The sequence below is a fragment of the Arthrobacter sp. AD-310 genome, assembly GCF_054656615.1.
Map to the genome: position 1 here is coordinate 16,224 of NZ_BAAHNO010000011.1, position 24,369 is coordinate 40,592.

The 24,369-nt window shown below is 67.2% G+C and carries 26 protein-coding genes and 2 tRNA genes; 11 read left to right on the forward strand and 17 right to left on the reverse strand.

Annotated features, from left to right (window positions below):
- Window positions 1-11 precede the first annotated feature (11 nt).
- From ACYQ1Z_RS08300 to asd, 8 genes are all read left to right on the forward strand, one after another.
- Window positions 12-980, forward strand: a complete 969-nt coding sequence (locus ACYQ1Z_RS08300; RefSeq protein ID WP_459792032.1) for an NUDIX hydrolase — start codon at window positions 12-14, stop codon at window positions 978-980.
- A 43-nt stretch (window positions 981-1,023) separates the two neighbouring features.
- Window positions 1,024-1,827 carry a thymidylate synthase gene (locus ACYQ1Z_RS08305; protein WP_459792033.1) on the forward strand — a complete coding sequence of 268 codons (804 nt, stop codon included), beginning with the start codon at window positions 1,024-1,026 and terminating at the stop codon, window positions 1,825-1,827.
- Window positions 1,824-2,408, forward strand: coding sequence for a dihydrofolate reductase (locus ACYQ1Z_RS08310; RefSeq protein ID WP_459792034.1), 585 nt, complete (start codon window positions 1,824-1,826; stop codon window positions 2,406-2,408). Before ACYQ1Z_RS08305 ends, ACYQ1Z_RS08310 begins: the two co-directional genes overlap by 4 nt.
- Window positions 2,409-2,412: 4 nt before the next feature.
- Window positions 2,413-2,631, forward strand: coding sequence for an NF038396 family protein (locus tag ACYQ1Z_RS08315; protein WP_459792035.1), 219 nt, complete (start codon window positions 2,413-2,415; stop codon window positions 2,629-2,631).
- A 110-nt stretch (window positions 2,632-2,741) separates the two neighbouring features.
- Window positions 2,742-3,695: a WXG100 family type VII secretion target gene (locus ACYQ1Z_RS08320; protein ID WP_459792036.1), complete on the forward strand. Its 954-nt coding sequence runs from the start codon at window positions 2,742-2,744 to the stop codon at window positions 3,693-3,695.
- 20 nt (window positions 3,696-3,715) lie between these two features.
- Window positions 3,716-4,378 carry a hypothetical protein gene (locus ACYQ1Z_RS08325; RefSeq protein WP_459792037.1) on the forward strand — a complete coding sequence of 221 codons (663 nt, stop codon included), beginning with the start codon at window positions 3,716-3,718 and terminating at the stop codon, window positions 4,376-4,378.
- A 1-nt stretch (window position 4,379) separates the two neighbouring features.
- Window positions 4,380-4,811: a hypothetical protein gene (locus ACYQ1Z_RS08330; RefSeq protein ID WP_459792038.1), complete on the forward strand. Its 432-nt coding sequence runs from the start codon at window positions 4,380-4,382 to the stop codon at window positions 4,809-4,811.
- Window positions 4,812-4,946: 135 nt separating this feature from the next.
- Complete coding sequence (asd, locus tag ACYQ1Z_RS08335; protein ID WP_459792039.1) at window positions 4,947-6,077, forward strand: aspartate-semialdehyde dehydrogenase; 1,131 nt, start codon at window positions 4,947-4,949, stop codon at window positions 6,075-6,077.
- Between the two features lie 54 nt (window positions 6,078-6,131).
- Here asd and ACYQ1Z_RS08340 read toward each other — a convergent pair whose 3' ends face one another.
- Both ACYQ1Z_RS08340 and ACYQ1Z_RS08345 read right to left on the reverse strand, forming a co-directional pair.
- Window positions 6,132-7,097 (reverse strand): type IV toxin-antitoxin system AbiEi family antitoxin domain-containing protein, encoded by a 966-nt coding sequence (locus ACYQ1Z_RS08340; protein ID WP_459792040.1) that lies wholly within the window; start codon window positions 7,095-7,097, stop codon window positions 6,132-6,134.
- A gap of 149 nt (window positions 7,098-7,246) precedes the next feature.
- Complete coding sequence (locus ACYQ1Z_RS08345; protein ID WP_459792041.1) at window positions 7,247-8,359, reverse strand: winged helix DNA-binding domain-containing protein; 1,113 nt, start codon at window positions 8,357-8,359, stop codon at window positions 7,247-7,249.
- Between the two features lie 54 nt (window positions 8,360-8,413).
- On the opposite strand from ACYQ1Z_RS08345, the gene ACYQ1Z_RS08350 reads away from it, so the two are divergent.
- A complete protein-coding gene (locus ACYQ1Z_RS08350; protein ID WP_459792042.1) occupies window positions 8,414-8,899 on the forward strand; it encodes a hypothetical protein in 486 nt (161 codons plus the stop codon).
- Here ACYQ1Z_RS08350 and ACYQ1Z_RS08355 read toward each other — a convergent pair.
- The 9 genes from ACYQ1Z_RS08355 to ACYQ1Z_RS08395 all read right to left on the reverse strand — a co-directional run bounded on the left by ACYQ1Z_RS08355 (window position 8,880) and on the right by ACYQ1Z_RS08395 (window position 17,146).
- Window positions 8,880-9,947 carry a UDP-N-acetylmuramate dehydrogenase gene (locus tag ACYQ1Z_RS08355; protein WP_459792043.1) on the reverse strand — a complete coding sequence of 356 codons (1,068 nt, stop codon included), beginning with the start codon at window positions 9,945-9,947 and terminating at the stop codon, window positions 8,880-8,882. The genes ACYQ1Z_RS08350 and ACYQ1Z_RS08355 overlap by 20 nt on opposite strands.
- A 22-nt stretch (window positions 9,948-9,969) precedes the next feature.
- Entirely contained in the window at window positions 9,970-11,250 is a 1,281-nt protein-coding gene (locus ACYQ1Z_RS08360) for an MFS transporter (RefSeq protein WP_459792044.1), read from the reverse strand.
- A 3-nt stretch (window positions 11,251-11,253) separates the two neighbouring features.
- Complete coding sequence (locus tag ACYQ1Z_RS08365) at window positions 11,254-11,691, reverse strand: MaoC family dehydratase (protein WP_459792045.1); 438 nt, start codon at window positions 11,689-11,691, stop codon at window positions 11,254-11,256.
- Between the two features lie 2 nt (window positions 11,692-11,693).
- Window positions 11,694-12,155, reverse strand: a complete 462-nt coding sequence (locus tag ACYQ1Z_RS08370; RefSeq protein ID WP_459792046.1) for an FAS1-like dehydratase domain-containing protein — start codon at window positions 12,153-12,155, stop codon at window positions 11,694-11,696.
- 49 nt (window positions 12,156-12,204) lie between these two features.
- Complete coding sequence (locus tag ACYQ1Z_RS08375; protein WP_459792047.1) at window positions 12,205-12,429, reverse strand: DUF3188 domain-containing protein; 225 nt, start codon at window positions 12,427-12,429, stop codon at window positions 12,205-12,207.
- 32 nt (window positions 12,430-12,461) lie between these two features.
- Complete coding sequence (locus ACYQ1Z_RS08380; RefSeq protein WP_459792048.1) at window positions 12,462-13,403, reverse strand: DUF2797 domain-containing protein; 942 nt, start codon at window positions 13,401-13,403, stop codon at window positions 12,462-12,464.
- Between the two features lie 29 nt (window positions 13,404-13,432).
- The gene (locus ACYQ1Z_RS08385; RefSeq protein WP_459792049.1) at window positions 13,433-14,296 is read right to left on the reverse strand and encodes an HpcH/HpaI aldolase/citrate lyase family protein; all 864 of its coding nucleotides are present in this window, start codon (window positions 14,294-14,296) and stop codon (window positions 13,433-13,435) included.
- 164 nt (window positions 14,297-14,460) lie between these two features.
- Window positions 14,461-15,402 carry an aldo/keto reductase gene (locus ACYQ1Z_RS08390; RefSeq protein ID WP_459792050.1) on the reverse strand — a complete coding sequence of 314 codons (942 nt, stop codon included), beginning with the start codon at window positions 15,400-15,402 and terminating at the stop codon, window positions 14,461-14,463.
- Between the two features lie 31 nt (window positions 15,403-15,433).
- On the reverse strand, window positions 15,434-17,146 hold the full coding sequence (locus tag ACYQ1Z_RS08395; protein WP_459792051.1) for a glycoside hydrolase family 13 protein: 1,713 nt from the start codon (window positions 17,144-17,146) through the stop codon (window positions 15,434-15,436).
- A 96-nt stretch (window positions 17,147-17,242) separates the two neighbouring features.
- Here ACYQ1Z_RS08395 and ACYQ1Z_RS08400 point away from each other — a divergent pair, with 96 nt between their 5' ends.
- Complete coding sequence (locus tag ACYQ1Z_RS08400; protein ID WP_459792052.1) at window positions 17,243-18,448, forward strand: ROK family protein; 1,206 nt, start codon at window positions 17,243-17,245, stop codon at window positions 18,446-18,448.
- On the opposite strand, the gene ACYQ1Z_RS08405 is transcribed toward ACYQ1Z_RS08400, so the two are convergent.
- The 6 genes from ACYQ1Z_RS08405 to ACYQ1Z_RS08430 all read right to left on the reverse strand — a co-directional run bounded on the left by ACYQ1Z_RS08405 (window position 18,438) and on the right by ACYQ1Z_RS08430 (window position 23,582).
- On the reverse strand, window positions 18,438-19,097 hold the full coding sequence (locus ACYQ1Z_RS08405; protein WP_459792053.1) for an SDR family oxidoreductase: 660 nt from the start codon (window positions 19,095-19,097) through the stop codon (window positions 18,438-18,440). The two genes, ACYQ1Z_RS08400 and ACYQ1Z_RS08405, sit on opposite strands and share 11 nt — an antisense overlap.
- A gap of 26 nt (window positions 19,098-19,123) precedes the next feature.
- A complete protein-coding gene (gene yidC / locus ACYQ1Z_RS08410) occupies window positions 19,124-19,927 on the reverse strand; it encodes a membrane protein insertase YidC (protein WP_459792055.1) in 804 nt (267 codons plus the stop codon).
- Between the two features lie 93 nt (window positions 19,928-20,020).
- Window positions 20,021-20,094: transfer RNA gene (locus tag ACYQ1Z_RS08415), tRNA-Met, on the reverse strand.
- Window positions 20,095-20,155: 61 nt separating this feature from the next.
- Window positions 20,156-20,227 (reverse strand) — tRNA-Thr (locus tag ACYQ1Z_RS08420).
- Between the two features lie 290 nt (window positions 20,228-20,517).
- Complete coding sequence (locus tag ACYQ1Z_RS08425; protein ID WP_459792057.1) at window positions 20,518-22,521, reverse strand: DEAD/DEAH box helicase; 2,004 nt, start codon at window positions 22,519-22,521, stop codon at window positions 20,518-20,520.
- 404 nt (window positions 22,522-22,925) lie between these two features.
- A complete protein-coding gene (locus tag ACYQ1Z_RS08430; RefSeq protein ID WP_459792058.1) occupies window positions 22,926-23,582 on the reverse strand; it encodes an MOSC domain-containing protein in 657 nt (218 codons plus the stop codon).
- A gap of 159 nt (window positions 23,583-23,741) precedes the next feature.
- On the opposite strand from ACYQ1Z_RS08430, the gene ACYQ1Z_RS08435 reads away from it, so the two are divergent.
- A complete protein-coding gene (locus ACYQ1Z_RS08435) occupies window positions 23,742-24,368 on the forward strand; it encodes a Tat pathway signal protein (RefSeq protein WP_459792060.1) in 627 nt (208 codons plus the stop codon).
- Window position 24,369 lies beyond the last annotated feature (1 nt).

The following is a 24,369-nucleotide window of genomic DNA, read 5'->3' on the forward strand; positions in this document are numbered from 1 at the left end:
GGGAAAAAGTTTTGTCGAGCGATGCACTCGTAGCTGACCAGACAGACCATCCGGGGGAACCAGTAGCAGTCACTGCTGCCGGCGCCCTGCCGTGGCGGGTCACCAAGGACAAGCTGGAAGTCCTGCTGATCCACCGCCCCCGCTACGACGACTGGTCGTGGCCCAAGGGAAAGATCGACGACGGCGAAACCATCCCCGAATGCGCGATACGTGAGGTGCGCGAGGAGATCGGCTTGGACGCGCCCCTGGGAATCCCCCTGCCTCCCATCCACTACCACGTGGCCTCCGGGCTGAAGGTCGTCTACTACTGGTCCGTCAAGGTCAACGGCGCACGCCTGGTTCCGGACGGCAAGGAGGTGGACAGCGTCATGTGGTGCAGCCCGGAAAAGGCCGCCAAGCTGCTGTCCAACCCCACCGACGTCGTTCCGCTGCAGCATCTGCGGGAGGCCCATGAACGCCACGAACTGGATACCTGGCCGCTGATGATTTTGCGCCATGCGAAGGCCAAGCCGCGCTCGTCCTGGACCAAGGCCGAAGGGGAGCGGCCGCTGGCCGCTACCGGAACCCGGCAGGCGCAGGCGGTCAAACGGCTCCTGCAGACCTGGAAGCCTGCACGGGTGGTGACAAGCCCTTGGCTGCGGTGCGTGGCGACCGTTGCCCCCTACGCCAAGGCCGCCGGCGCCAAAGTGAAAATGGTGGAAGCGCTGACCGAGCACCGGCATCAACGCAGTCCGAAAAAGACCGCGGCGGTGATCGAGTCGCTGTTCGACAAGCAGCGGCCGGTGGTGGTGTGCACGCACCGGCCGGCGCTGCCAACAGTCTTCGCCATGCTGGCCACGCACATGCCCGCCGCCCTGAACGGCGTCCTGCCGTCCGAAGATCCCTACCTCTCCCCCGGCGAACTGGTGGTCTGCCACGTGGCGGCGGGCGGGAAGCACCGCATCGTCGCCGTGGAACAGTTCAGGCCCTTCGACGACTGACGTGGCTTCACTGCTCCGCTTGCCACCCCGATAGACTTTAGGCGTGAGCATCCCAACGCCTTATGAAGACCTCCTGCGCGATGTCCTGGCCTCCGGCACGCACAAGTCGGACCGGACCGGCACCGGAACCACCAGTGTTTTCGGGCGCCAGATGCGCTTTGACCTGGGCAAGAGTTTCCCGCTGATCACCACCAAGCGCGTCCACTTCAAGTCCGTGGCGGTGGAACTCCTGTGGTTCCTGCGCGGCGAAACCAACGTGAAGTGGATGCAGGACCAGGGCGTCACCATTTGGGACGAATGGGCGGACGAGGACGGCGACCTCGGTCCCGTGTACGGCGTCCAGTGGCGCAGCTGGCCAACCCCCGACGGCGGCCACATCGACCAGATCGCTGAACTGGTGGAGGGACTCAAGTCCAACCCGGATTCCCGCCGGCACATCGTGTCAGCCTGGAACGTCTCCGAACTCCAGGACATGGCTCTGCCGCCGTGCCACGCGTTCTTCCAGTTTTATGTCGCGGACGGCAAGCTGTCCTGCCAGCTCTACCAGCGCTCCGCCGACATGTTCCTGGGCGTGCCGTTCAACATCGCCTCCTACGCGCTGCTCACCTGCATGCTGGCCCAGCAGGTGGGGCTCGAACCCGGCGAATTCGTCTGGACCGGCGGCGACGTCCACATCTATGAAAACCACATGGACCAGGTCCTCAAACAGCTGCAACGGGAACCATACGAATACCCGCAGTTGAAAATCAACCGCAAGCCGGCCTCGATTTTCGACTACACCCTGGAGGACTTCGAAGTGGTGGGCTACAAGCACCACCCCACGATTAAGGCGCCGATTGCCGTATGAGCACCGAGAACTTCACTGACCCGCAGTCCTTCACCGAGGAACTGGCCGCATCCATTACCGGCGTTGGCTTGGTGTGGGCACAGACCCCCGACGGCGTCATCGGCAAGGACGGGGACATGCCCTGGAACCTTCCCGAGGACCTCAAGCACTTCACCCGGCTGACCACGGGGCACCCCGTCATCATGGGCCGCAAGACCTGGCTGTCCTTCCCGGACAAGTACCGGCCGCTGCCCGGCCGTACCAACATCGTCATCACCCGGAACAAAAGCTGGGCCGACACGCCTGAGGCGGAAGGCGCCGTCGTGGTGCCCTCCCTGGACGACGCGCTACTGGAGTCCCAGTTCGTCGACGGCGGCGATACCGTCTGGATCCTCGGTGGCGGCGAGATTTTCCGCCAGTCCACCGAACTCGCCAACGTCGCGGTGGTCACCACCATCGACGTGCAGGCCGACGGCGACACCTTCGCGCCCGAGCTTGGCACCAGCTGGGAGGCCACCGCCTCCGTCCCGCCGGACGGCTGGCTCACCGGTGCCAACGGCACCCGCTACCGATTCACCAAGTGGTCACGGACCGAAGGCTAGGAACATGCTGAAGAAACCGGAAACCCTCTTTGTCCTGGGCTACATGCTGCTGCCCCTGTTCGCGCTGCTGTCCGCAATCGTCGGTCTCACCATGATCCTGGGCGGCAACAAGATCGCCGGCGCCATTGTTTTGGTGGTAGTAACGCAGGTATTCGCTTTCGGTGCGTTCTTCGCCCTGCGGGCCCGGAAGGCCGCCGTCGTGGAAGAGTCAAAGCGCGGCTAGCCTGCCCTGTTTCCCCGCATGGGGAGACCAGCCCATCGCGGGAGTGCCGGACCTCCCTTAGGCTGGAGCGGCAGCAGGGACTGTTTTAGACACGTATTGGGGGATGCCCGGTGGCAGGAACATTGTGGGGAGCCGACGTCGCGCAGCTGCGCACGCTCGCGCAGCAATTCAGCAGGACAGCCGATCTGCTGCTGCAGCAGTCGGCCCAGCTGAGCGGCCACATCAACAACAGTCCAGCCTGGAAGGGCCAGGACGCGGTGCGTTTCCGCTCGGACTGGAACAGCAACCACAGGACGCTGCTGCAAAAGACGGCGGCACGCCTCAAGCAGGAGTCTAAGCTCCTCCTCACCCATGCCGATGAGCAGGAGAGGGCCAGCAACGCAGGAACAGCCGGCGGTCCCGGCGGCACCCCCGGCAGCACAGGTCCCGGCGGGATGGTCCCCGGCCAGGGCACCAACAACCCCTGGGGTCCGGACTGGCTGACGGATCCCGACTCGCCGTTCCGGGACGGCTGGGACATCTACGGCCTGACCAAAGCCTTCCCTAACCTGCGGGCCGGGTTGTTCGACATTGCCGGCATGCTCCACAAGTCGCGCATCGGCGATTTCCTGGACCCGGCCGCCTGGCGGGCATTCCAGAACTCCAACGAGTTCAGCAAGTTCTTCAACATGTCCAACAGCCTCTTTGAAGGCAAGTTCCACGAGGTCCTGAACCTCGCGGAAGGATCGAGGGCCTTCCAGTACGTCGACGTCTTCAGCAAGGGACTGGGTGTTGTGGGGGTGGGCCTGGACAGCCTGGACGCCTTCAACAACTTCCAGGAGGGCGACTACGGGTCGGCCGCATACTCCACCACGAAGGCCCTGCTCGGCGCCGGTTCGTTCCTGCCGCCTCCGGCCGGGACCGTCTGCATGGTGGCCAGCGGAGCCCTGGCACTGTACGACAACGTCCCCGTCATCCATGACTCCGTGAACTATGTCGGGGACAAGATCGCGGACGGCGCGGAGGCCGTCGGCGGTGCCATCAGCGACGGCGTCGACGCAGTCGGCGACTTTTTCGGCTTCTGAGGAAATAAGGGGAACAACCAGTGACTGAAACAACAACGGCCGCTCCATCTGCCGCCCAAAAGAGCTTCCCGGACGCCATCGGCTTCGGTTTCGCGGAACTCCTGGTGCTCCTGAACCTTCGCCGGGGCCCCGCAGCCGAAGCCTCGGCCAAGGCACTGCGGCTTGGCAAGGAACTCGACGACGCCGCCCTGCTCTCCGCGGGAGCTTCCTCCCTGGTGGCCCGAGGCGCCGCGACCGCCAGCCCGGGCGGCGAGCTGTCCGTAGACGGGCCGGTTGCAGCTGTTACCCACGCCCTGACCGAGGCAACAAAACGGGTACAGATCAACCTGCTGACAGCGGACTCGACGGACAATGTCCTGGTTGTCGAGTCGCCGGACTACCGCATCCTGCTCCAGCCCCGCGCCTACCTCAGCTGGTTCGCGATGGCCCAACGCCCCGATGCCACGCCAGCGGAAGCCACCTTCTTCATTGTCCGCAAGCACCTTGAGGACAATCCATCCGGCGGAGCCACTGTCCGGTTGCTGGCAGACGGCACGGACAAACAGCTGTTGATCAAGCGCAATGGCCAGGAGTGGACAGTGGGGTACGGCAGCATTGATGCGCCTGCCGAACCCATCCGGGAAGTTGCGGGCCTCACCAGCGACCAGGTGCTGGACCACATCCGATCGATCCGACAGGACTAACGTGCACAACGGCTTTCCAGGCAACAACCCAGGCTCCGATTCAGAGGACCAGGTCCGCCTCAACCATGACCAGGCAGTGGCCCGCGGCGAAAAGCGGGTCCTCTTCCGTACCGTCGACGGCCGGCTGCACAGCTACGCCCGTGACGAACTTGGAGTGGTCACCGCCAGTTCGCACCCGCAGGTGCGGTCCGCGGGCGGTTTTGTGGTAATGGCCGTCTTCTTCGCTGCACTGGCAGTCTTTTCCCTCATGCTGGTGGCGGGCCCTGCCAGCAGGGGCCAGGATCCGATGTGGGGTGCCCTGGTCCTCACGGTTGCCGGCGCGGGCGGGGTGCTCTACGCCGCGCGGATGGCCGGCGTCGCAGCAAAAGCCAAGCGCCTGCGTGCCGAGCGGGGCATTCCGGAACCCACCGCACGGCAGTTCGACCGGCACTAACGGCACCGCCCCTGCGGCCCCGGAGACGTTCCGCGGGAGGCGCCTGGCCAAGGCGCCTCCCGCCGTCGTAATCCGGCCCTTGCCAAGTGACGTAACCGACTGCGCCCTTCCGGTTGCGGCGTCTAAAATGGACGGATGACTACAGCAGCTACCCCCTCCGTCGGCCTGGTCGGATGGCGCGGCATGGTCGGTTCCGTCCTGATGCAGCGCATGCAGGACGAGGGCGACTTCGCCAACATCAACCCGGTGTTCTTCTCCACCTCCAACGCGGGAGGTGCCGCCCCGTCGTTCGCTGACGGTGCCGGCAAGCTCGAAAACGCGTTCGACCTCGACGCCCTGGCAAAGCTGCCCATTATTGTCACCGCGCAGGGCGGCGACTACACCAAGCAGGTCCACGGGGAACTGCGCGGCCGCGGCTGGGACGGCCTGTGGATCGATGCCGCCTCCACCCTCCGCATGAACGATGACTCGATCATCGTGCTGGACCCGATCAACCGCGACGTCATCGACAAGGGCCTGGTCAACGGCACCAAGGACTTCGTCGGCGGCAACTGCACCGTTTCCTGCATGCTGATGGGCCTCGGCGGCCTGTTCAAGAACGGCCTGGTGGAGTGGGGCACCTCCATGACCTACCAGGCTGCCTCCGGCGGCGGCGCCCGGCACATGCGTGAGCTCCTCAGCCAGTTCGGCACGCTCAACGCCGAGGTCAGCACGGAACTGGACGACCCGGCGTCGGCCATCCTGGACATCGACCGCAAGGTCCTGGCCCACCAGCGCACCAACATCGACGCCACCCAGTTCGGTGTCCCCCTGGCCGGCTCCCTGATCCCCTGGATCGACGCGGACCTGGGCAACGGCCAGTCCAAGGAAGAGTGGAAGGCCGGGGTGGAGACCAACAAGATCCTGGGCACCTCCGCGGAAAACCGGGTCATCATGGACGGGCTCTGCGTCCGCATCGGCGCCATGCGTTCCCACTCCCAGGCGCTTACCCTCAAGCTCCGCGAAGACCTCTCCGTCGCCGAGATCGAGAAGCTCCTGGACGAGGACAACGAGTGGGCCAAGGTTGTGCCGAACACCAAGGAAGCCTCCATGGCCGAGCTGACCCCGGTGGCCGCGTCCGGCACCCTGGAAATCCCGGTTGGCCGGATCCGCAAGATGGAGATGGGCCCGCAGTACATCAGCGCCTTCACCGTCGGCGACCAGCTCCTTTGGGGTGCCGCTGAGCCGCTGCGCCGAATGCTCAATATCGCCACCGGCAACCTGTAACCGCTGCCCGCTTGAGCGGCCCTGCCCCGCATAACCGTTGCTGCCCAGCCACGGTCATGCGGGGCAGGGCCGCTTTTGCATGTCGAGGAACGCAAACAACCTGTGCCGCAGCTCCCCTGGCCGGTCAAGTTGCTTCCAGTTGATCCGGAAGACCCTCCAGCCCAGCTCCTGCAGCGCGTTCTCCCGGCCGCGCTCGGCGAGCAGCACGTCTTCCGTGGGAGCGTAATCGCTGTACTTCGCCCGGCCGTCGAATTCGATGATCACCCGAGCGTCCGGGTCCGCGAAGTCCGCACGGAACAGGCCTTCGGCAGTTCGTATTTCCACCTGCGGCGTAAACGCGGTCAAGCCGAACGAGGCGAGCAGCAGCCTGGTCCGCGTCTCCCCCGCTGACTCCGATCGCCCGTCCAGAACGTCGAGGAGGTCCGAAGCGCGCCGGCTCCCGCGCTTCACGGTGCTTTCAGCCAGCAGCTGTCTCATTGCAGCTATGGACCCGCCGTTTCGGAGCGCATGGTCGCCAATGACGGCAGCCTTGTCGCGGGGCAGTATCCGTGCACAGTCCAGCACTGTTCTCTCGAGTGTGGTGGTCAGGATCTCGCGGCCATCCGGAGTCCACAAGGACGTCAGGTCATCTTCCGAAAGCGGAAACCGGTGGGTCCGGACGTCGCTTCCGGCGCTGGTCCGTGAGTTGGAGTACTGCGTTGTCACATGCACGAGCGGGCCGATGTCCCAGACGTCACAGGCATGAAGCATTGCCGCGCTTGCATGCGTGTAGCGGGCTGAACCGCCCGTTGATTCGTAGTGCGCGATGACCAGCAGCAGGTCCCGGTCCCAGGGTTTAAGTGTGTTCCAGTAGGCCCGCCGGACGTAGGCCCCGCGGCGAAGCCGGAGAAGTATTCCGTGTTCCACCGCCGCGGCGACCATCCGGCTTTCCAGCCCGGCGCCAGCCAGTTGCGCGGCGGAGGCAACATGACATTTCGGCCAACGCTCTTCCACCAGGTGACGGATCTTGTTGGGCTTCATGGTGCCAGCGTGCCCAGCCGGCAGGCGGGCTGCCAGAACCCTCCTCCCGTATGTGGAGACTGCCTGCAGCTTGAGCGGCCCTGTCCCGCTTAACCGTTGCTGGCCGGCAACGGTTAAGCGGGACAGGGCCGGTTTTGGCGCGCGTGCGGTCAGGTTTCCAGGAACTCCAGGTAGCGGCGGGCGGCGCGGTCGAAAGCCGCCTGCGCTGCCGGGCCAAGCGGCTGGGCATCATCGAAGAGTTCGGGTACGACGGCGGCAGCCCGGCTGGTGCTTTCCCGCGCCCAGGTGCCCACCACCTCGCCGGCCGCAACCACCGCCTTCCTGAACACCCCGTTGCCGCCGGGAACGATCCTGTTGGCGTGCTCCGGCGGCAGGACAAGGCTCCGGTCCTGGTATCCGAGAACGAACTCGTCGAAGCCGGGCAGCAGCAGAACCGTGCGGGCACCGGGAACCCCGGTATCCAGTAGCGCGGCAGTGTGGGGTGACATCCAGTAGCTGGTGCCATCAAATTCCAGCTCCACCAGCTTGCCTTTGACCACTTCGAAGGCTGCCCGGACTTCCGTCAGCGGGATCTGAGTCCACCAGGCGAAGTCACGCAGCGTCGCCGGTCCATGGCTGCGCAGGTAGCGGAGCAGGAACTCGGCCACTGCCTCGTCCCGGTCCAGGCGCCGGGAGTGCGGGATCCAGTCGTCGAAGGCCACCAGCAGCTGCTGGTTCCCGGCCAGCGGCCCCTGGACCAGCCAGCCGTGCCTGCAGAGGGTTCCCAGGATGTGGATGCCGCGTTGCCCGGCAGTTGCCTGTCCTGCGGCCTCAAGCTCTTTGAACAAATCGGTACGGCTGACGGGTCCGCCGGCAGCGATCCGTGCCAGGGCAACATCGCGGCTCTTCTCCACGTCGGCCCAGGTAATGCCGAGTTCCCGGTGCCGGGCGGCGATCCCCTTCGTAAGCCGTTCTGCGGTGAGGTCGAGCATCCAGCGCAGGTCCTCCGGTGCCACCAGGTGCAGGGTTCCGCGCATCGGCCACGACCGGACCACGGCACCGGAATCAAGGGCAGCCCGGACCCCCTCCAGACCGGCACGGGGCAACCGGACACCGATGGCCCACAGCGCCGCCTGCAGGTCCTGCGCCTGCATCGCCGTCATCCACCGCACGACCTCGGCCGGGCTGGACGTGCGCTCCCCCGCCGGCAGCAACCCCTGCGACACCAGCCGCAGCCGGCCCGCCATCTTGCCGTCAAGGCCCTTCCGCCCCTGTGCCGTCATGCCCTCATCCTATGGTCGTGCTGACCGGGCACGACGGGACGCTAGGGTGGAGCCATGACTTTGGGGAGTTTGTGGCCGTTGCTCGCGCCTGGAACCAGGCGGTGGATGGTCGGCGGGACAGTGTGTGTCCTGGCGGGAACGGGACTCGGGATCGCCTCGCTTGCGGCCTTCCTTCGCCACGGACAGTCAGAGCCGCTGCTGCTCCTTCCGTCCCTGGCCCTGAGCCTGGGCGGCGGCTACGCGGTGTTGTTCCCCGGGATCGGAACAAGCGGCGATGGGCTCCGGGTCGCCCGGGACTGGCGGCAGCACCCCCGGTCCGGCCGCCTGCTCTGGGTCCTCTCGCTCGCCACCGCCGTGGCGGGCCTGGCCACCTGCATCGCGGCAGGGGCGGTGAATCCGTTGGCGCCGGGCCTGCTGGTCTGGCTGTTCATGGGCCTCTACCTGGTCCTGGCCGGCTGGGCGGCCGCCCTGATGGGGGCGGCGGCAACACAGCGGCAGGCCCGGCGGGACGTCCCGGAAGTTACAGCTCCAGGCCGATAAGCAGGGGTTCCGGATGCAATTCAATGCCGAAACGGCGTACGACGCCGGCACGCACCTCGCGCGCCACAGCCACCACATCCGCCGCCCTGGCTGAGCCGCGGTTGGTGATTGCGAGCGTGTGCTTGGTGGACAGCGAGGCACGACCGCCGGAGACGCTGTCCGGGTCCAGCCCAAAGCCCTTGCCGAAACCTGCCTGGTCGATCAGCCACGCCGCCGAGAGCTTCACCAGCCCGTCGGCGCCGGCCGGATAGCGGGGCGCTGTGTCGGGCAGGGCGTCGGCCACGTCAGCAGCCACAACAGGATTCGTGAAGAATGACCCCGTGGAGTAGGTATCCCGGTCCGCAGCGTCCCACACCATCCCCTTGGAGGCCCGCAGCCGCAGCACTTCCCGGCGCACGTCGGTGGCGTAGGCACGCTTGCCGGGTTCAACACCGAGAGCACGGGCCAGTTCGGCGTAGCGGATGGGGGCGCTCATCCGGCCCAGGGGCAGCTGGAACTCCACGGTCAGCACCACGTACCGGGGCGAGCCGTTGACGGTGGTCTGCTTGAGGATGGAGTCCCGGTACCCGAACTTCAGCTCCGAATTGGTGAAGGTCTTTACCGCATTGCGCTCCCGGTCCCAGGTGCGCACGGCCGCTATGGTCTGGGAGACGTCGGCGCCGTAGGCACCCACGTTCTGCACCGGCGTCGCGCCTGTGGACCCGGGGATTCCGGACAGCGCTTCGATCCCGGACCAGGCGTGGCGGACGGCGTGCTCCACCAGCTGGTCCCAGTTGTGTCCTGCCTGTACCACTACTGCCACTCCGCCGCAGGAGTCCTCGGCGTTGACGGTGAGCCCTTCAGAGGCGATCTTCACAACCGTGCCGGGGAACCCGTCGTCGGAAATCAGGAGGTTCGAGCCGCCGCTGATGATCAGGACCTGCTCCCCCGCCGCATCGGCCGACCGCACGGCGTCGATGATTTCAGCCTCGGTCCGCGCCTCGATGAACGTGCCGGCCGGGCCGCCGACGGCGGACGTTGTCAGGGAGGAAAGCAGGGTGGGAGTCACCCGTCCACAATACTAGGGAAAGCTAGGTAGTCTTCCGGGCCACCGGGGACAGCAGGAAGCTCACCGCGAGCATCACCATGACGGCCAGCAGCGAGTGCAGGATGCCCACGTGTTCGGCCAGCAGGCCCAGCAGCGGCGGCCCGCAGAGGAAGGCGCCGTAGCCGATGGTGGATACAACTGATACCCGGGCTGCGGCTTTGGCGGGGTCGTCGGCCGCGGCGGACATCCCGACCGGAAATCCAAGTGAAGCGCCCAGTCCCCAGACGGCGAGGCCCACAAAGGCCAGCCATGGAGCCGGGGCGAAGACGAACAGCCCCAGGCCGGCGACGGCCAGCGCAGCGCACCAGCGCATCACGGGCACCCGGCCGAACCGATCCAAGACCAGGGTTCCGGCGAACCGGCCGATGGTCATGAACGTGACGAACAGGCCGTAGCCCGCGGCACCCGCGGCGTCGGTCTGGCCATGCCCATCGGCCAGCGCCAGTGCCACCCAGTCCCCCGCAGCGCCTTCGGCAAGGGCAAGCCCGAGCACCAGCACGCCCAGGAGCAGGGTGCGGCGGTGCCGCCACGCCTGGGCGATCTTGCGCTTGTTGTCCAGCGGTTCCTCCGCAGAGGAGGAGTTACCAGCAGGAAGGACAGGGATCGGACCGGTGCTGGGGTCCTCGAAATTATCCGGGGCGTAGCTCCGTTCACCGGCAACCGGGGTGGCGTCGGCGCGGAACCAGGATGCCGCCGTCGCCACCGAGCCTGCGACCACCAGCCCGGCGGCCGCGAGGTGCCAGGCGACGGGCAGGGCAACTGCGGCTGCCGCCGCCCCCAGACCGGCGCCTGCCACGGTGCCGAGGCTGAAGGCCCCGTGCAGCCGGGGCATGATGTGCCGGCCGACAGCGCGCTCGACGGCGGCACCCTCCACGTTGGAGGCGGTATTCCAGCTGCCGGTGCCGAGCCCGATGATCGCCAGGCCCACCGCCGTTGCCACCGGGCTGGCAAGGACGGACGTGCCAAGACCTGTCAGCAGCAGGCCTGCCCCCACCATGATGCTGCCGGTGCGGATGGTCCGTTTGGACCCGAGCCGCAGCACGATCAGCCCGGAGGCGGACACGGACGCGAACGATCCCAGTGTCATGCAGAGCAGGAGCACGCCGACGTTACCAGGGGTCAGGTCCAGGGCGTCCCGGATGGCCGGGAGCCGGGAAACCCAAGAGGCGAACGCCAGGCCGCTGGCCGCGTAGGCCACAACGACGGCGTTGCGCCAGTTCCGAACCTCGGTGGAGGTTGTCCCGGTTCCCGTCTGAGCGCTCAAGGGTCAGGAGAGCTTGACGACGGCCTGGGCCTTCATCAGGACCTTTTGCCCCGCCGAGACGACGGTGAGGTCGATGCGTGCGGTGCCCGCATCGGCGTCGAGCTTTCCGACCGTGCCGCTGACCTCGATGGTGGCGCCGGGCTCGCCGGTACCGGTGGTGTCGCTGACGACGACCGGCTTGGTGAAACGGGTCTGGAAATCGACGACGGCGGCAGGGTCGCCCGCCCAGTCGGTCACCAGCTGCACGGCGGTGCCCATGGTGAACATGCCGTGCGCGATGACGCCGGGCAGCTCCACGCCAGTGGCGAAGGCTTCGTTCCAGTGGATGGGGTTGAAGTCGCCGGAGGCACCGGCGTACTTGACCAGGTCCGTGCGGGTGACCTCGACGGTGCGGCTGCCGATTTCCTGGCCGGCGCTGAGTTCGCTGATCTTGGGGCTCATGGTTACTGTCCCTCTCCGCGGACCAGGATGGATGACGTGGTGGTGGTGACCTGCTCACGGGCGTCGCCATCGCCGAGGGCGAAGATTTCCGAGCGGGTGGTGATCATGGCCCCGCCCCCCATGGCACGGACGCCGTCAACGTGAAGTTCGGCCACCAGGCGGTCACCGGCGAAGATGGGCCGGTGGTGGGTGAAGCGCTGGTCCGCGTGGACAACGCGGGAGAAGTCGATGCCGGCTTCCGGATCCTCGATAAGCTGGGCGTCAGCGCGCTGGGCGATGATGATGGCGAAGGTGGGCGGGGCCACCAGGTCGCTGTGGCCCAGGGCCTTTGCCGCATCGACGTCGAAATGTGCAGGGTGGGTGGCTTTCACGGCGCGGGCGAATTCGCGGATTTTCTCGCGGCCAACGTCGTACACCTCTGCGGCAGGGTAGCTTCGGCCCTGCAGATCCGGATTGATAGTCATGGCCTCCAGCCTATCGTCCGGGCTGGAGGCGGCAGAAAAGCAGCGGGGCCTATCGGCGCAGGTTCTTGCGGATGGCCTGCCCGCGGACCACCATACCGGCGACATGCAGGACCAGGCCCAGCCCGATCAGCGGCAGGGATGCCATGGCCAGTGCCTGGTTGCCGCTGGTGTTGCCAACCAGGTTCAGGATGATGCCGACGCCAATCAGGCCCATCGCGCCGAAGACCAGGACTTTGTAGCGGGTTGGCGCGGTGTTCCAGAATTCGTTCAGCACCGTCCCAGTTTACCGGCCGCCAGGACAGACGATCAGAACAGGGATTCCTGGACGGCCGGCACCGCCGAAGCGAAGCCGCCCAGGACCACGGTGCGGCCGGACAACTGCCCCAGGTTCACCACGAACGAGGCGTCCGTCCCGTCCAGCCGGACCAGGGCGTTCGGCCCGCTGAGCGCTGCGACCGTGAAGCCATGCTCCCCCCGGTCCAACGCGTGCGGGTACCCGTGGCGGGCCCCAGCCCCGTAGAGGGGTGCGGCCTGGCGGGGACGGGTCCAGCGGTCATCCGCCGGGACACAGCCCTCGATGGCGGTGCGTGCCAGCAGGCCCCGCGCTTCGCTTGCTGCGCGGGCGTTGAGGGCGTCCAGTTCGCCGGCAGGCAACGGCCGCAGGAGCGCCGCAGCCTTTGCCGCGGAGCGGATCTGCTGGGTGAGCCCCGCCTGCGCCGTGACGAGGTCTTCAAGGATCCGCACTGCACGCCCGTCTGCAGCCCGGGCCACGTACCGGGCTGCCGCCGCTCCCTGCTCCGCGAGCCGGTTCCACTTGCGGGGGCCGGAGGCTGTTCCCACCTTCGAGGCACCTCCGGCGAAGGTGGCCACGTAGAGCCAGTGTTCCTGCATCAGGTAGTCGTGCAGCCCGGGTGTGACGCGGCCACCGCGGTGGAAGTCATGCATCAGCCGGGCTTCGTCCAGCACAAAACAGCGCTCACATTGCCTGCCCCTGGCAGCCGGGGCGCCGGCAGTACAGGGAACGTGGCTGCGCCGCGTAGACGATTGGACGCGGATGTGCCCCAGGCATGACTTCACCTCAGCTTCCACCCGGAAACCAATCCTCGCGCCGGGGTGGAGGGAAATGTCCCGGAAGTCCCCGGCCGGTGACTGGAGGCGCAAAACGGGGGCGCCGCCGTCGTGCCCTTCCTCCTGGGCCGGCTGCCCATCCCAAAAGACCCCGTGGACCAGACAGCGGGTGTCGGTCACGGGGCCTTCTGAAGCGGCGGGTGCGGCCATTACAGCGCGGGCTGCACCCCGAAGGCCACTGCGAGCTTCATGATCTTTTCGGCGCGGCCCAGGCGGGGCAGGTCGGAGCCGTCACGGATGACGCGGCCGTTGGCTTCGAAGTCGGCCATGAAGTCGGTGGCCCAGGCGACGTCGGACGGGGTGGGGCTGATGACTTCGTTGATGACCGGGGTCTGGTCGATGGCCAGGCACAGCTTGCCGGTCATGCCCATCATCACCGTGATGCCGGTCTGCTCGCGCAGGATCGGGTGGTTGGTGCCGACGGTGGGACCGTCGATGGGGCCGGGCAGGTTGCCGACGCGGCTGGCGACCACGAGCTTGGCGCGCGGGTACGCCATGGCTTCCGGGGTGGCGGCCATGCCGGTGTCGCGGCGGAAGTCGCCGGAGCCGAAGGCGAGGCGGAAGGCGCCCTGTGCCTTGGCGATGTTGTTGGCTTCCTCGATGCCGACGGCGGATTCCACCAGCGGGATCACGGGGGTCTTGCCGTCCATGCGGTGGAAGCTTTCGGTGACCTGGTCCGCGGATTCGGTCTTGGCGAGCATCACGCCGAGCAGGCCGGGGGTGCCGCGCAGGCCGGCGAGGTCGGCGGCCCAGAACGGGCTGGTGGCGTCGTTGATGCGTACCCAGGCCTTGCCGCCGGCGGTCAGCCAGTCGATGACGTTGTTCCTGGCCTGGTCCTTCTGGGACGGGTCCACGGCATCTTCGATGTCGAGGATGATCGAGTCGGCGCGGGACACTGCTGACTGGTCGAAAAGCTCGGGCTTCATGGCATTAACGAGGAGCCAGGAGCGGGCGATTTCTGCCGGGATGTTGCGCTCCGGCCGCACGGTCTCGGTGGCGATGGTAGACGTCATGTATCTACCGTATCCGGCCGGGAACCGGCATGCCGAAGAAAATGCCCTCCGTGTGAGGTTCAATACGAACTAAACGCGATATGACCGCCGCCGGGGAATCCAGCTGGCAGTAGTTGTCGTTTTGCAGCCTCAGAACGACAACTACTGCCAGTCAGTTGGGCGGGTCAGGGGATGTTGCTGCCGCGCGCGGTGACCCAGAGCCGGTACCAGTCCGCCCGGGACAGGGCAGCGGCCACCCTGGCGGCGTCCGCGCAGGCCCGGATCCGGTCCGGGTTGATGGTGCCGATGACCGGGGCGATGCCGGCCGGGTGCTTCATCAGCCAGCCCAGCAGGATGGCCTCCCCCGATGTCCCGTGCTCCGCTGCCAGCTCGGACACCAGCTCAGCGGTGGCCGATTCTGCGGACGTGGGGCTTTCCGGCTCGGCTCCGGTGTACAGGCCGCGGGCCAGCGACCCGTAGGCCTGCAGGGTGATGGCGTTGCGGGTGCAGTACTCCACGGTCCCGTGCGGGAAGCTGTAGTCCAGGTGCTCCGGATGGTTCACCAGCACCTGGCTTTCCAGCCAGGCCCGCTTCAGCAGGCTCATCTCCAGCTGGTTGGCGACCACCGGGGTTTCCAGTTTGTCCTGCAGCACCTCGATCTGGGATCCGGACATGTTGGACACGCCCAGCTGCCGCACCTTTCCCTCAGCCATGAGCTGCCCGACGGCGGACGCCACCTCTGCGGGGTCCGCCAGCGGGTCCGGGCGGTGCAGCAGGAGGATGTCAACGTGGTCGGTCCGCAGGCGCTGCAGGCTGCCGTTGACCCGTTCCAGGATGGCGTCCCGGCTGAGGTCGTAGTGGGTCTGCAGGCCGCGTTCGTTCAGCCGGATGCCGCACTTGGTCTGCAGCCGGATCCGGTCCCGGAGTCCGGGCGTGGCGGCAAGCACCTCGCCGAAGACCGCCTCCGACTTGCCGCTGCGGTAGATGTCGGCGTGGTCGAACAGCGTGATGCCGGCGTCCAGGGCAGCCTGGACGGCAGTGGCGGCTTCGTCCACATGGCCTGGGCCATGCGGCTCGTCCGACCAGCTGCCGCCCAGGCCCATGCAGCCGTAGATCAGCTCCTGCATGCGGACTCCCCGGTTGCGCCGGGAACCGGCATCAGCGCAGCCACGCGGTGGTGTTGGCCGGGAGCTTGCCGTCCTCCAGCGGTGCGCTGGTAACCAGCACCGTTCCTGCCGGAAGGTCGACCGGGGTGTTGCCGAAGTTGGTCACCGACTGCCAGCCGTTGGGGCGCTTGAAGTGCAGCACGTCGGGGTTGCCGGCGTCGACCCATTCGAGGTCCTCGCCGGTCTGCAGTTCGCGGCGCAGCTTAAGGGCCGCCCGGTAGAGCTCGAGGGTGGACCCTTCGGTCCCGTCCTGGGCTTCGACGGCGTACTTGCTGAACCAGTCCGGCTGCGGCAGGTGGGAGCCGCCGTCGCCGAAGCCGAAGGAGGTTCCCTCGACCTTCCAGGGCAGCGGCACGCGGCAGCCGTCGCGGCCGATTTCCACGCCCTTGTTGCGGAAGAAGGACGGGTCCTGGCGCTCCGATTCCGGGATGTCCGCGACCTCCTGCAGGCCCAGTTCCTCGCCCTGGTACAGGTACGCGGAGCCCGGGACCGCGAGCATCAGCAGGGTTGCGGCACGTGCACGGCGTTCGCCCAGTTCCACGTCCAGCTGGTCGGCCGGTCCGCCTGCGAGCAGCCAGTCCTTGCCGTCCTGGCCCTTGGCTCCGGCCTTCTCCTTGGCGACCTGCGGCAGGCCGTAGCGGGTGGCGTGGCGGACGACGTCGTGGTTGGAGAACACCCAGGTGGAGGAGGCACCTGTCGCTGCGGCCTCGGCGAGGTTGCGGGTGATGATTTCCTTGTACTCGGCGGCGTCGAAGTCGGCCTGCAGCAAGTCGAAGTTGAAGGCCTGGCCCAGGCCCTCGGGGCTGGCGTAGCGGGCGCGGCGGGTGGCGTGCACCCAGGCTTCGGCGACGGCGGTGCGCGGCGGGTTGTACTCGTTGAACACTTCGCGCCATTCCGCGTAGATCTCGTGCACTTCGTCGCGGTCCCAGAAGGGGTGCGTCCCGTCGTCGAACCCGTCAACGCCGGTGTTCGCTGCGCTCAGTTCCAGCTTGGACAGCAGCGGCTCGGTGAGGTCCTTGGTCAACGCGTGCGCCACGTCCACCCGGAAGCCGTCCACGCCCCGGTCGGACCAAAAGCGCAGGGTCTTGAGGAAGTCGTCGCGGATTTCCCGGTTGGACCAGTTCAGGTCCGGCTGTTCCTTGGCGAAAATGTGCATGTACCACTGGCCGGGGGTGCCGTCGGGTTCGGTGATCCGCTCCCAGGCCGGTCCGCCGAACACGGAGTCCCAGTCCGACGGCGGGAACTCGCCGTCGGGGCCCTTGCCGTCGCGGAAGATGTACCGGTCGCGGGCCGGGGACCCCTTGGGCGACGCGAGCGCTTCCTGGAACCACTGGTGGCGGTCCGACGAATGGTTGGGAACGATGTCGGCGATCAGCTTGATGCCGGCCTCGTGCAGGGCCTTGGCCATTTCGTCGAAGTCCTCAAGCGTGCCCAGTTTGGGGTCGACGTCGCGGTAGTCGTCCACGTCGTAGCCGCCATCGGCCAGCGCGGAGGGGTAGAAGGGGCTCAGCCAAACGGCGTCGATTCCCAGCGACTTGAGGTACGGGACCTTGGCGGTGATGCCTTTCAGGTCGCCGATGCCGTCGCCGTTGGAGTCGGCGAAGCTGCGCGGATAGATCTGGTACACGGAAGCCTGGCGCCACCAGTTCGGATCGGCCAGACGATCGGAGTCGGACAGGGTTGCCAGGGTGGCGGTGGTGGACAAGGATGATCCTTTTCTTCTCGTCGCGGTATATTTATTTTGGATCTAAATTTACTTGCCCAAGTATTATCAGTCGCCGTCTGCGGAAAGGTCAACACCATGCCCGACTGGGTTCCTGCAACTCCCCGGCTGCTGCGGAGGGTCAGCGCCGGAGCCGTGCTCGAATTCATGCGGTCCGCCGGTGCGGTCACGGTCACGGAGGTCATGGACGCTACCGGGCTGACCCGCGCCACGGGCATTGCCGTCTGCGAGGACCTCAAGGAACGTGGTTGGATCCGGGAGCTGGAGAACCAGCGTCTTGTCGGGGACTACCAGAAGGGCCGCCCGGCCCGGAGGTTCGAGCTGAATGAGCGCGCCGGGGTGGTCCTGGGCCTGGACATCGGCTATTCGAAGGTGACGGCGGCGGCGTCCGACCTGCGGGGTGAAACGGTGGGACGCGCGAGCCTGCCGTTCGATGTTGCCGGGCTGACCGCCGAAGGGCGCATCGGGCTCATTGACCGCGTGGCCATGCATGCGCTTCACGGTGCGGCAGCCGCTCCGGAGGCGGTCCTTGCCGCCTGCGCGGGTGTGCCCGCTCCGGTGGACAGGCATGGTGACGTGGTGGCAACCCAGGAGTTCTGGGGATTGTTCGACCTTGACCTGCGCCTGGCACTGAAGGAGCGCAGGGGCTGGACGGTGCTGCTGGAAAACGACGCCAACCTGGCAGCCCTCGGCGACCGCTGGCTGGGCGCGGCACGCGGGGTGGACGACGTCGTGGTGATCCTTGCCAGCGAACGCCTGGGTTCCGGGGTGGTCGACGGCGGCCGGCTTGTCCACGGCAGCCGCGGCAGCGCCGGGGAACTCGCCTACCTCGACCTGGTGGACGGGGTGGGTGACACCTTCGGCCTCGCCTACCTGGCGCGGGCCTGGGCCGCCGAAGCGCTGGCCGGCCCTGCCCCTTCCACGCTGCGTGCCATCGCCCCGGAACCTGTCGAAGCCGAGCATGTTTTTGCGGCGGCCGGGGCCGGTGATGCGGTGGCGCTGGCCATCCTGGACCGGCTGGCGGACCGGATGGCACGGGTAATCGGCACGGTGTCCACCATGTGGAATCCGGAACTGGTGGTCATCGGCGGCGGCGTGGCAACGTCGGCGGGCGGAATGCTGGGGCCCATCGGCGCGCGCCTTGGCAAGTACACGGCCACGCCTCCCCGGGTCGCCGTCTCGCCGCTGGGCAGCTCGGTGGTCACGGTGGGGGCAGTCCGGAAGGCGCTGGACTACGTCGAAGAGCACTCCCTGGACCTGGAACTCCCCCGGGCTACTGGCTGAGGCTGCCCAGCGCCGCCGCAACCGGCAGTGTGCCGTCCCGGAACTGGATGGTCCGGCCGACCGTCCCGGGCAGGTCGAGTACGGCGGCGGCCACGATGGCAGTGTTGGCGCGGGAGGTCTCGCTGCCGCCGTTCCGTGGTGGGTCGACGTCGATCGCACCTGTACCCGGCTTGTCCGTCAATGAGCCGGGGCCGAGGATGGTCCAGGCAAGGCCGGACCTTCGCAGGTATTCGTCCGCGGCTGCTTTTGCTTCCGCGTAGGCAAAGAAACTGTTGTCCTCCGGCACCCCGTGGTCCTTTCCTGCTCCCAGGTAGGACACCATGACGTAGCGGTCCACGCCGGCCTGCGCAGCAGCGTCCATCGAACGGATCGCCGCGTCCCTGTCCACGGCATATGTGCGCGCCGGGTTGCCGCCGCCGGCGCCCGCGGACCAGACCACGGCGTCGTGGCCCTTCAGCGCCCCGGCGAGGTCCGCCGTCGTCGTGTTTTCCACGTCCAGGACCGACGGCGTGGCGCCCGTTTGCGCAACGTCGGCCGCATGGTCCGGGTTGCGGATGAATGAGGTGACGCTGTGGCCCTCTTCGGTGAGGAGGGCGGACAGGCGGAGGGCCACTTTGCCGTGGCCGCCGATGATGGCGATTCTGGTCATGGACCCATTCTGCCCCCAGCGGGGCGTCACGCCCCCTGCGGCCCGCGCGCCCGGCCCACCAGGAACTGCTGGCCGAGCGTCCAGAGATTGGAGACGGTCCAGTAGATCAGGACGCCGATGGGAAAGATGATCCCGCCCGCGCCGAACACAACCGGCAGAACATACAGCAGGATCCTCTGCTGCCGCTGGAACGGGCTCTCCGCACCCTGGACCGCAATGGCGCGGGCCATGACGAGTTTCTGGGTGAGGAACTGGCAGGCGGTCATCACCAGGATCATCACGACGGCGAGGATCGCCACGGCGGCCTGGTCTCCGGCCCCGCGCAGCAGGGAGGCGGACAGCGGCGCGCCGAAGATGTCCGCCTCGTCGAACTGGACAGCCTGGGCATGGCTCATTGCACCGATGCCGCGGCCCTGGGCGCTGGCATCGGCAATACCCGCCAGCAGTTGGAAGAGGGCAAGGAAGAACGGGGCTTGGATCAGCACCGGCAGGCAAGCCGAGAACGGGTTGGTGCCATGCTTTTTGTACAGGGCCATCTGCTCCTGCACCATGGCCTGCCGGGAGAGCTGGTCCGTCTTGCCCTTGTACTTCTCCTGCAGCGCCTTCAGGTCCGGCTGCAGGCCCTGCATCCGGCGCTGGGCCCGTACCTGCGCCAGGAACACCGGGATGAGGACTGCCCGGATGACCAGGACCAGCCCGATGATGGCCAGCGTCCAGGTCCAGCCGCCTCCTGCGGGCATCCCCAGGGCGGCCAGGCCGTCATGGAAGGCCAGCATGATGGCGGATACCAGCCACCTGAACGGCTCCATCACTTCACCAAAGAAGTCCATCCAGTCCCCCGTCCGCGAATGCTGCCAAGCTACTGCGGATCCGGGAAACAGGAAAGCCCCCGGGATCCTGGCGGATCCTGGAGGCTTTTCCTGTAGCGGTGGGGAGGCTCGATCTCCCGACCTCACGATTATGAGTCGTGCGCTCTAACCAACTGAGCTACACCGCCACGAATGAGAAAAACCTGTGTCAAGCCGGTCAAAACCGCCTTGACACAGGCCCTCATTCAGAGCCCCCCACCGGAATCGATCCGGTGACCTCGTTCTTACCAAGAACGCGCTCTACCACTGAGCTAGGGGGGCAACGAGTAAATACTCTACCGGAAGATTTCCGCACCAACAAATCGGGAGCCGGTGCGGTCCTGGGCCGGCGCAACAGTTGCGTACCGGCCGCAAAATACCCCCAGAATCCGCGCCAATACAGGGAGGAACAGCCTTCGGGAGCCGCCCCGGTACGCCCTGCGGGGCGGGTACCGGGAGCCTTCCGGGGCGCAAATGTGTCCAGCCCCACACCCGTCCGGAAGTTAAACGGCGATGGGCCGGCTCGAAAGCCGGCCCATCGCCGTCGTTACCCCATCAACCCGCAGGGAGGTTTACCACTTGCCCTTGCGGTTGTAATCGCGGTGTCCGCCGTCGCTGCCGTGGCGCGGCTTGCGGGAGCCGTCGCCGTGGCCGCCGTAGCGGGAGTCGCTGGACTGGCGCTCGCTGTACGCACGGCCGCCGCGGTCAGCTGAGGACCGCTCGCCGTCGTTCTTCCGGAACTCCTTCTTGAACCCGCCGCTGCCCTTGAAGTTGCCGCCGCGGTTGCCCTGGTAGCTGGGGCGGTCGCCGGAGGGCTTGCGACCCGTGTCCAGCTCGAGGTGGATCAGCTCGCCGCCGATCCGGGTGCGGGACAGGGCACGCAGCTGCTCGGGGCTCAGGTCCGCGGGCAGCTCCACCAGGGAGTGGTCCGAACGGATGTCGATGCCGCCGATCTGCGAGGAGGAGATGCCGCCCTCGTTGGCGATGGCGCCCACGATCGAGCCCGGCATGACCCGCTGCCGGCGGCCCACGGAGATACGGTAGGTGGCGTTGCCCTCGGTGAGCTGGCGGGACGGGCCGCGGGAGCCGAAGCCGTCCTTGCCGCGCTCGCGCTTCTGGAACTCAGGAGCTGCCGGCAGTTCCTTGACCAGCAGCGGCTGTCCGCCCTGGGCCATCACGGCCAGTGCCGCAGCGATTTCGGCTGCCGGCACCTTGTGCTCTTCCTCGTAGGAGGCGATGAGGTCGCGGAACATCGCCACGTCCTCGGATTCGAGGGTCTCCGTGATGCGGTCGGCGAATTTGCCCAGGCGCAGCGTGTTCACCGTTTCAGCGGTGGGCAGGTGCATCTGCTCAACCGGCTGGCGGGTGGCCTTTTCGATGGCCCGCAGCAGGTACTTCTCGCGCGGAGTCATGAACAGGATCGCGTCGCCGTTGCGGCCCGCGCGGCCGGTGCGGCCGATTCGGTGCACGTAGGACTCGGTGTCGTGCGGGATGTCGTAATTGATGACGTGGCTGATGCGCTCGACGTCCAGTCCGCGGGCGGCGACGTCGGTGGCCACCAGGATATCGATCCGGCCTTCCTTGAGCGCATCAACGGTGCGTTCACGCTGCTGCTGCGGGATGTCGCCGTTGATGGCGGCAGCCTGGAAACCGCGGGCCTTCAGCTTGTCCGCCAGGTCCTCGGTGGCCATCTTGGTGCGGACGAAGGCGATGACGCCGTCGAACTCTTCCACCTCGAGGATGCGGGTCATGGCGTCCAGCTTGTGCGGTCCCATGACCTGCAGGTAGCGCTGGCGGATGTTCGAGCCCGTGGAGGTCTTGGTCTTGACCGAAACCTCTTCGGGGTTGTTCAGGTACTGCTTGGACATGCGGCGGATCTGGCCCGGCATAGTCGCGGAGAACAGCGCCACCTGGCGGTCCTCCGGGGTCTGCTGGAAGATCTGCTCAACGTCCTCGGCGAAGCCCATGCGGAGCATCTCGTCGGCCTCATCCAGCACCAGGTACTGGAGCTCGGACAGGTCCAGGGAGCCCTTGGCGATGTGGTCGATCACGCGGCCGGGGGTACCCACGACAACCTGGGCGCCGCGGCGCAGTCCGGCGAGCTGGGGGCCGTAGGCGGAGCCGCCGTAGACGGGCAGGACGGTGAAGTCGTCGATGTGCTTGGCGTAGGAGGTGAACGCCTCGGCCACCTGGAGCGCGAGCTCACGGGTGGGTGCCAGGACCAGGGCCTGGGTCTTGCGCGACGGGCCGTTGAGGTCGTGCAGCTCGGCGAGGCGGGACAGTGCCGGCACTGCGAATGCTGCAGTCTTGCCGGTACCGGTCTGCGCCAGGCCGACGACGTCGCGGCCTTCGAGCAGCAGCGGGATGGTGGCTGCCTGGATGGGGGACGGCTTTTCGTAGCCCACATCCTGGAGCGCGGCGAGGACGCGGCCGTCGATGCCGAGGTCCGCGAACTTCACGGTGTTGTCGTCGGAGTCCTCTGCGGGACGGGCTGCAGGGGCTTCGTCCTGCACTGCGGGTGCGCCTGCTTCGTCGATGACGGCTGCGTCGATGGTGTCGTTCCCAATGTCGGGCATAGGGGAATATTCCTCATCCATAGGGGGCCAGGCGGCACTACCCAGGGTGAGGAGAGCCGCAGTACGTGTGCCGTGGGTGCCGGGCAAACACTGACCGGCCGGTCACAGAAGTCCGGCGCTTTCGCAATCCCGTGGCAGGACTTCGCGCTGCATCTCTTGGCTGCTATCCCAGCAGTCTGTACAGCGTTTTCTTTAGCCGGCTCTCCCTATGAAAATGCCCGCATCACAGTTGCGGGCCCCAACACTTGCCAGTCCTGCCTCAAAAATTGGGCAGGAAAAAGGGATTTCCGGAGTGGGGGATGCTTCAAGTGTACGGCACCGGGCGTGCGGTACCTAAATCCAAAGTACGACGGCGGCGGTGAGGTTGGGCACACCGCCCGCCTCCCGCCGTCGTGCTAAGCGTGTCAGAGGCCGAGCTGCCGCCGCAGGGCGTCGAACTTTTTGCCGAATTCAGGTTGCTGCAGGCGGATCTCGCCTTCAGCGTCGGCGTCTTTCAGGGCCTCCATGGACTCCAGGTCAGGTTCACTGAACCACTTCCCCACCGTAACCCCGTGCCGGGGAACGTAGGTCCGGTGGATGTGGTCGCCGGCCTGGATGCTGCCGGTCTTGATGACGCGCAGGTACGCACCCACCCGCCCTTCATCGGCAAAGCGCTTGACCCACTGCCGCTCGCCGAGCCGCCGCTGGAACGTGGCGCACGGGGTCCGCGGCGAGGTGACTTCAAGCTCGACGTCGAGCCCGATCCGCCACCGCTCGCCGATCACCGCGTTAGTGGCGTCGATCCCCGCGACCCGGAGGTTCTCACCGAACGCCCCGGGCGGCACGTCCCGCTGCAGCAGGCCGGCCCAGTAGTCGGCGTCCGCCTGGGAGTAGGCGTAGATCGCCTGGTCAGGGCCACCGTGGTGGACCCGGTTCGCCTGGATGTCGCCTTGCAGGCCCAGCCGATGGACTTTGACCGGGCCGTCGGCCGGGCGCTTGTCGATGGCCGTGACGCCTACGTTCGACGCGTCCGGCAGAAGCTGGTGGACACGGCAGACGGCAAGCAAGGACGCGGTTTCCATGGCTCCAGTCTAGGGTCAGCAATCCGTCCCCCGGCCGGTGGGCAGTTCTCCCCTGCACATTGCTCGCAGCAGACACGGGCAGGGGCTACGCTGATTCCAGGATTGCAATTGGGGGTGCAGCGCTGTGCCCAATTCACGTTGACAACTGAGGGGGACGCCGTGGACCCGAACACCGAGGATCCGAACGCCAAAGGGCCGGAGAGCAAAGGGCCGGACGGAAAACCGGATGCCGGAGGGTCGACCCCTGGCGGGGGCGGCAGTCCCAAGCCTCCACCGTGGCAGGTGCCCAAGCCGGAACTGCGTCCGGAACTGCTCAACGAACCCGTCCAACCCGTGGACCCGTTCGCGCGGGACCGGGAACGGCAGGCCCACGAGGCAGCGGCCCGGAAGAAGCGCTCCCAACGCCGCACCGTCGTCGTTGGCCTGGGCGTGACCGCCCTGCTGGCCGGGACCATCACAGCCATCGTAGCGAGCAACCAGGACGATCCCGAGTACGCGCAGGTGTGCTTCAACGACGAAACCGGCGAGCGCGTGGAAGACCGCAACTGCGACAGCTCCGCCGGACGCAGCGGCGGGGTTTACGCCTGGTACTTCTTCTCCCGCGGCGCCTACGTTCCACCGGTCGGCCAGAACCGGTCCACCGCACCCAACTACACCCGCACCGTGCCCAGCGGCGCCAAAACCTCCACCGGCTACAGCACCCAGGGCGGCACCGTCAGCCGCGGCGGCTTCGGAACGAGCGCCAAAAGCGGCACCAGCGGCGGCGGAAAGGTTTCGGGAGGCTGAG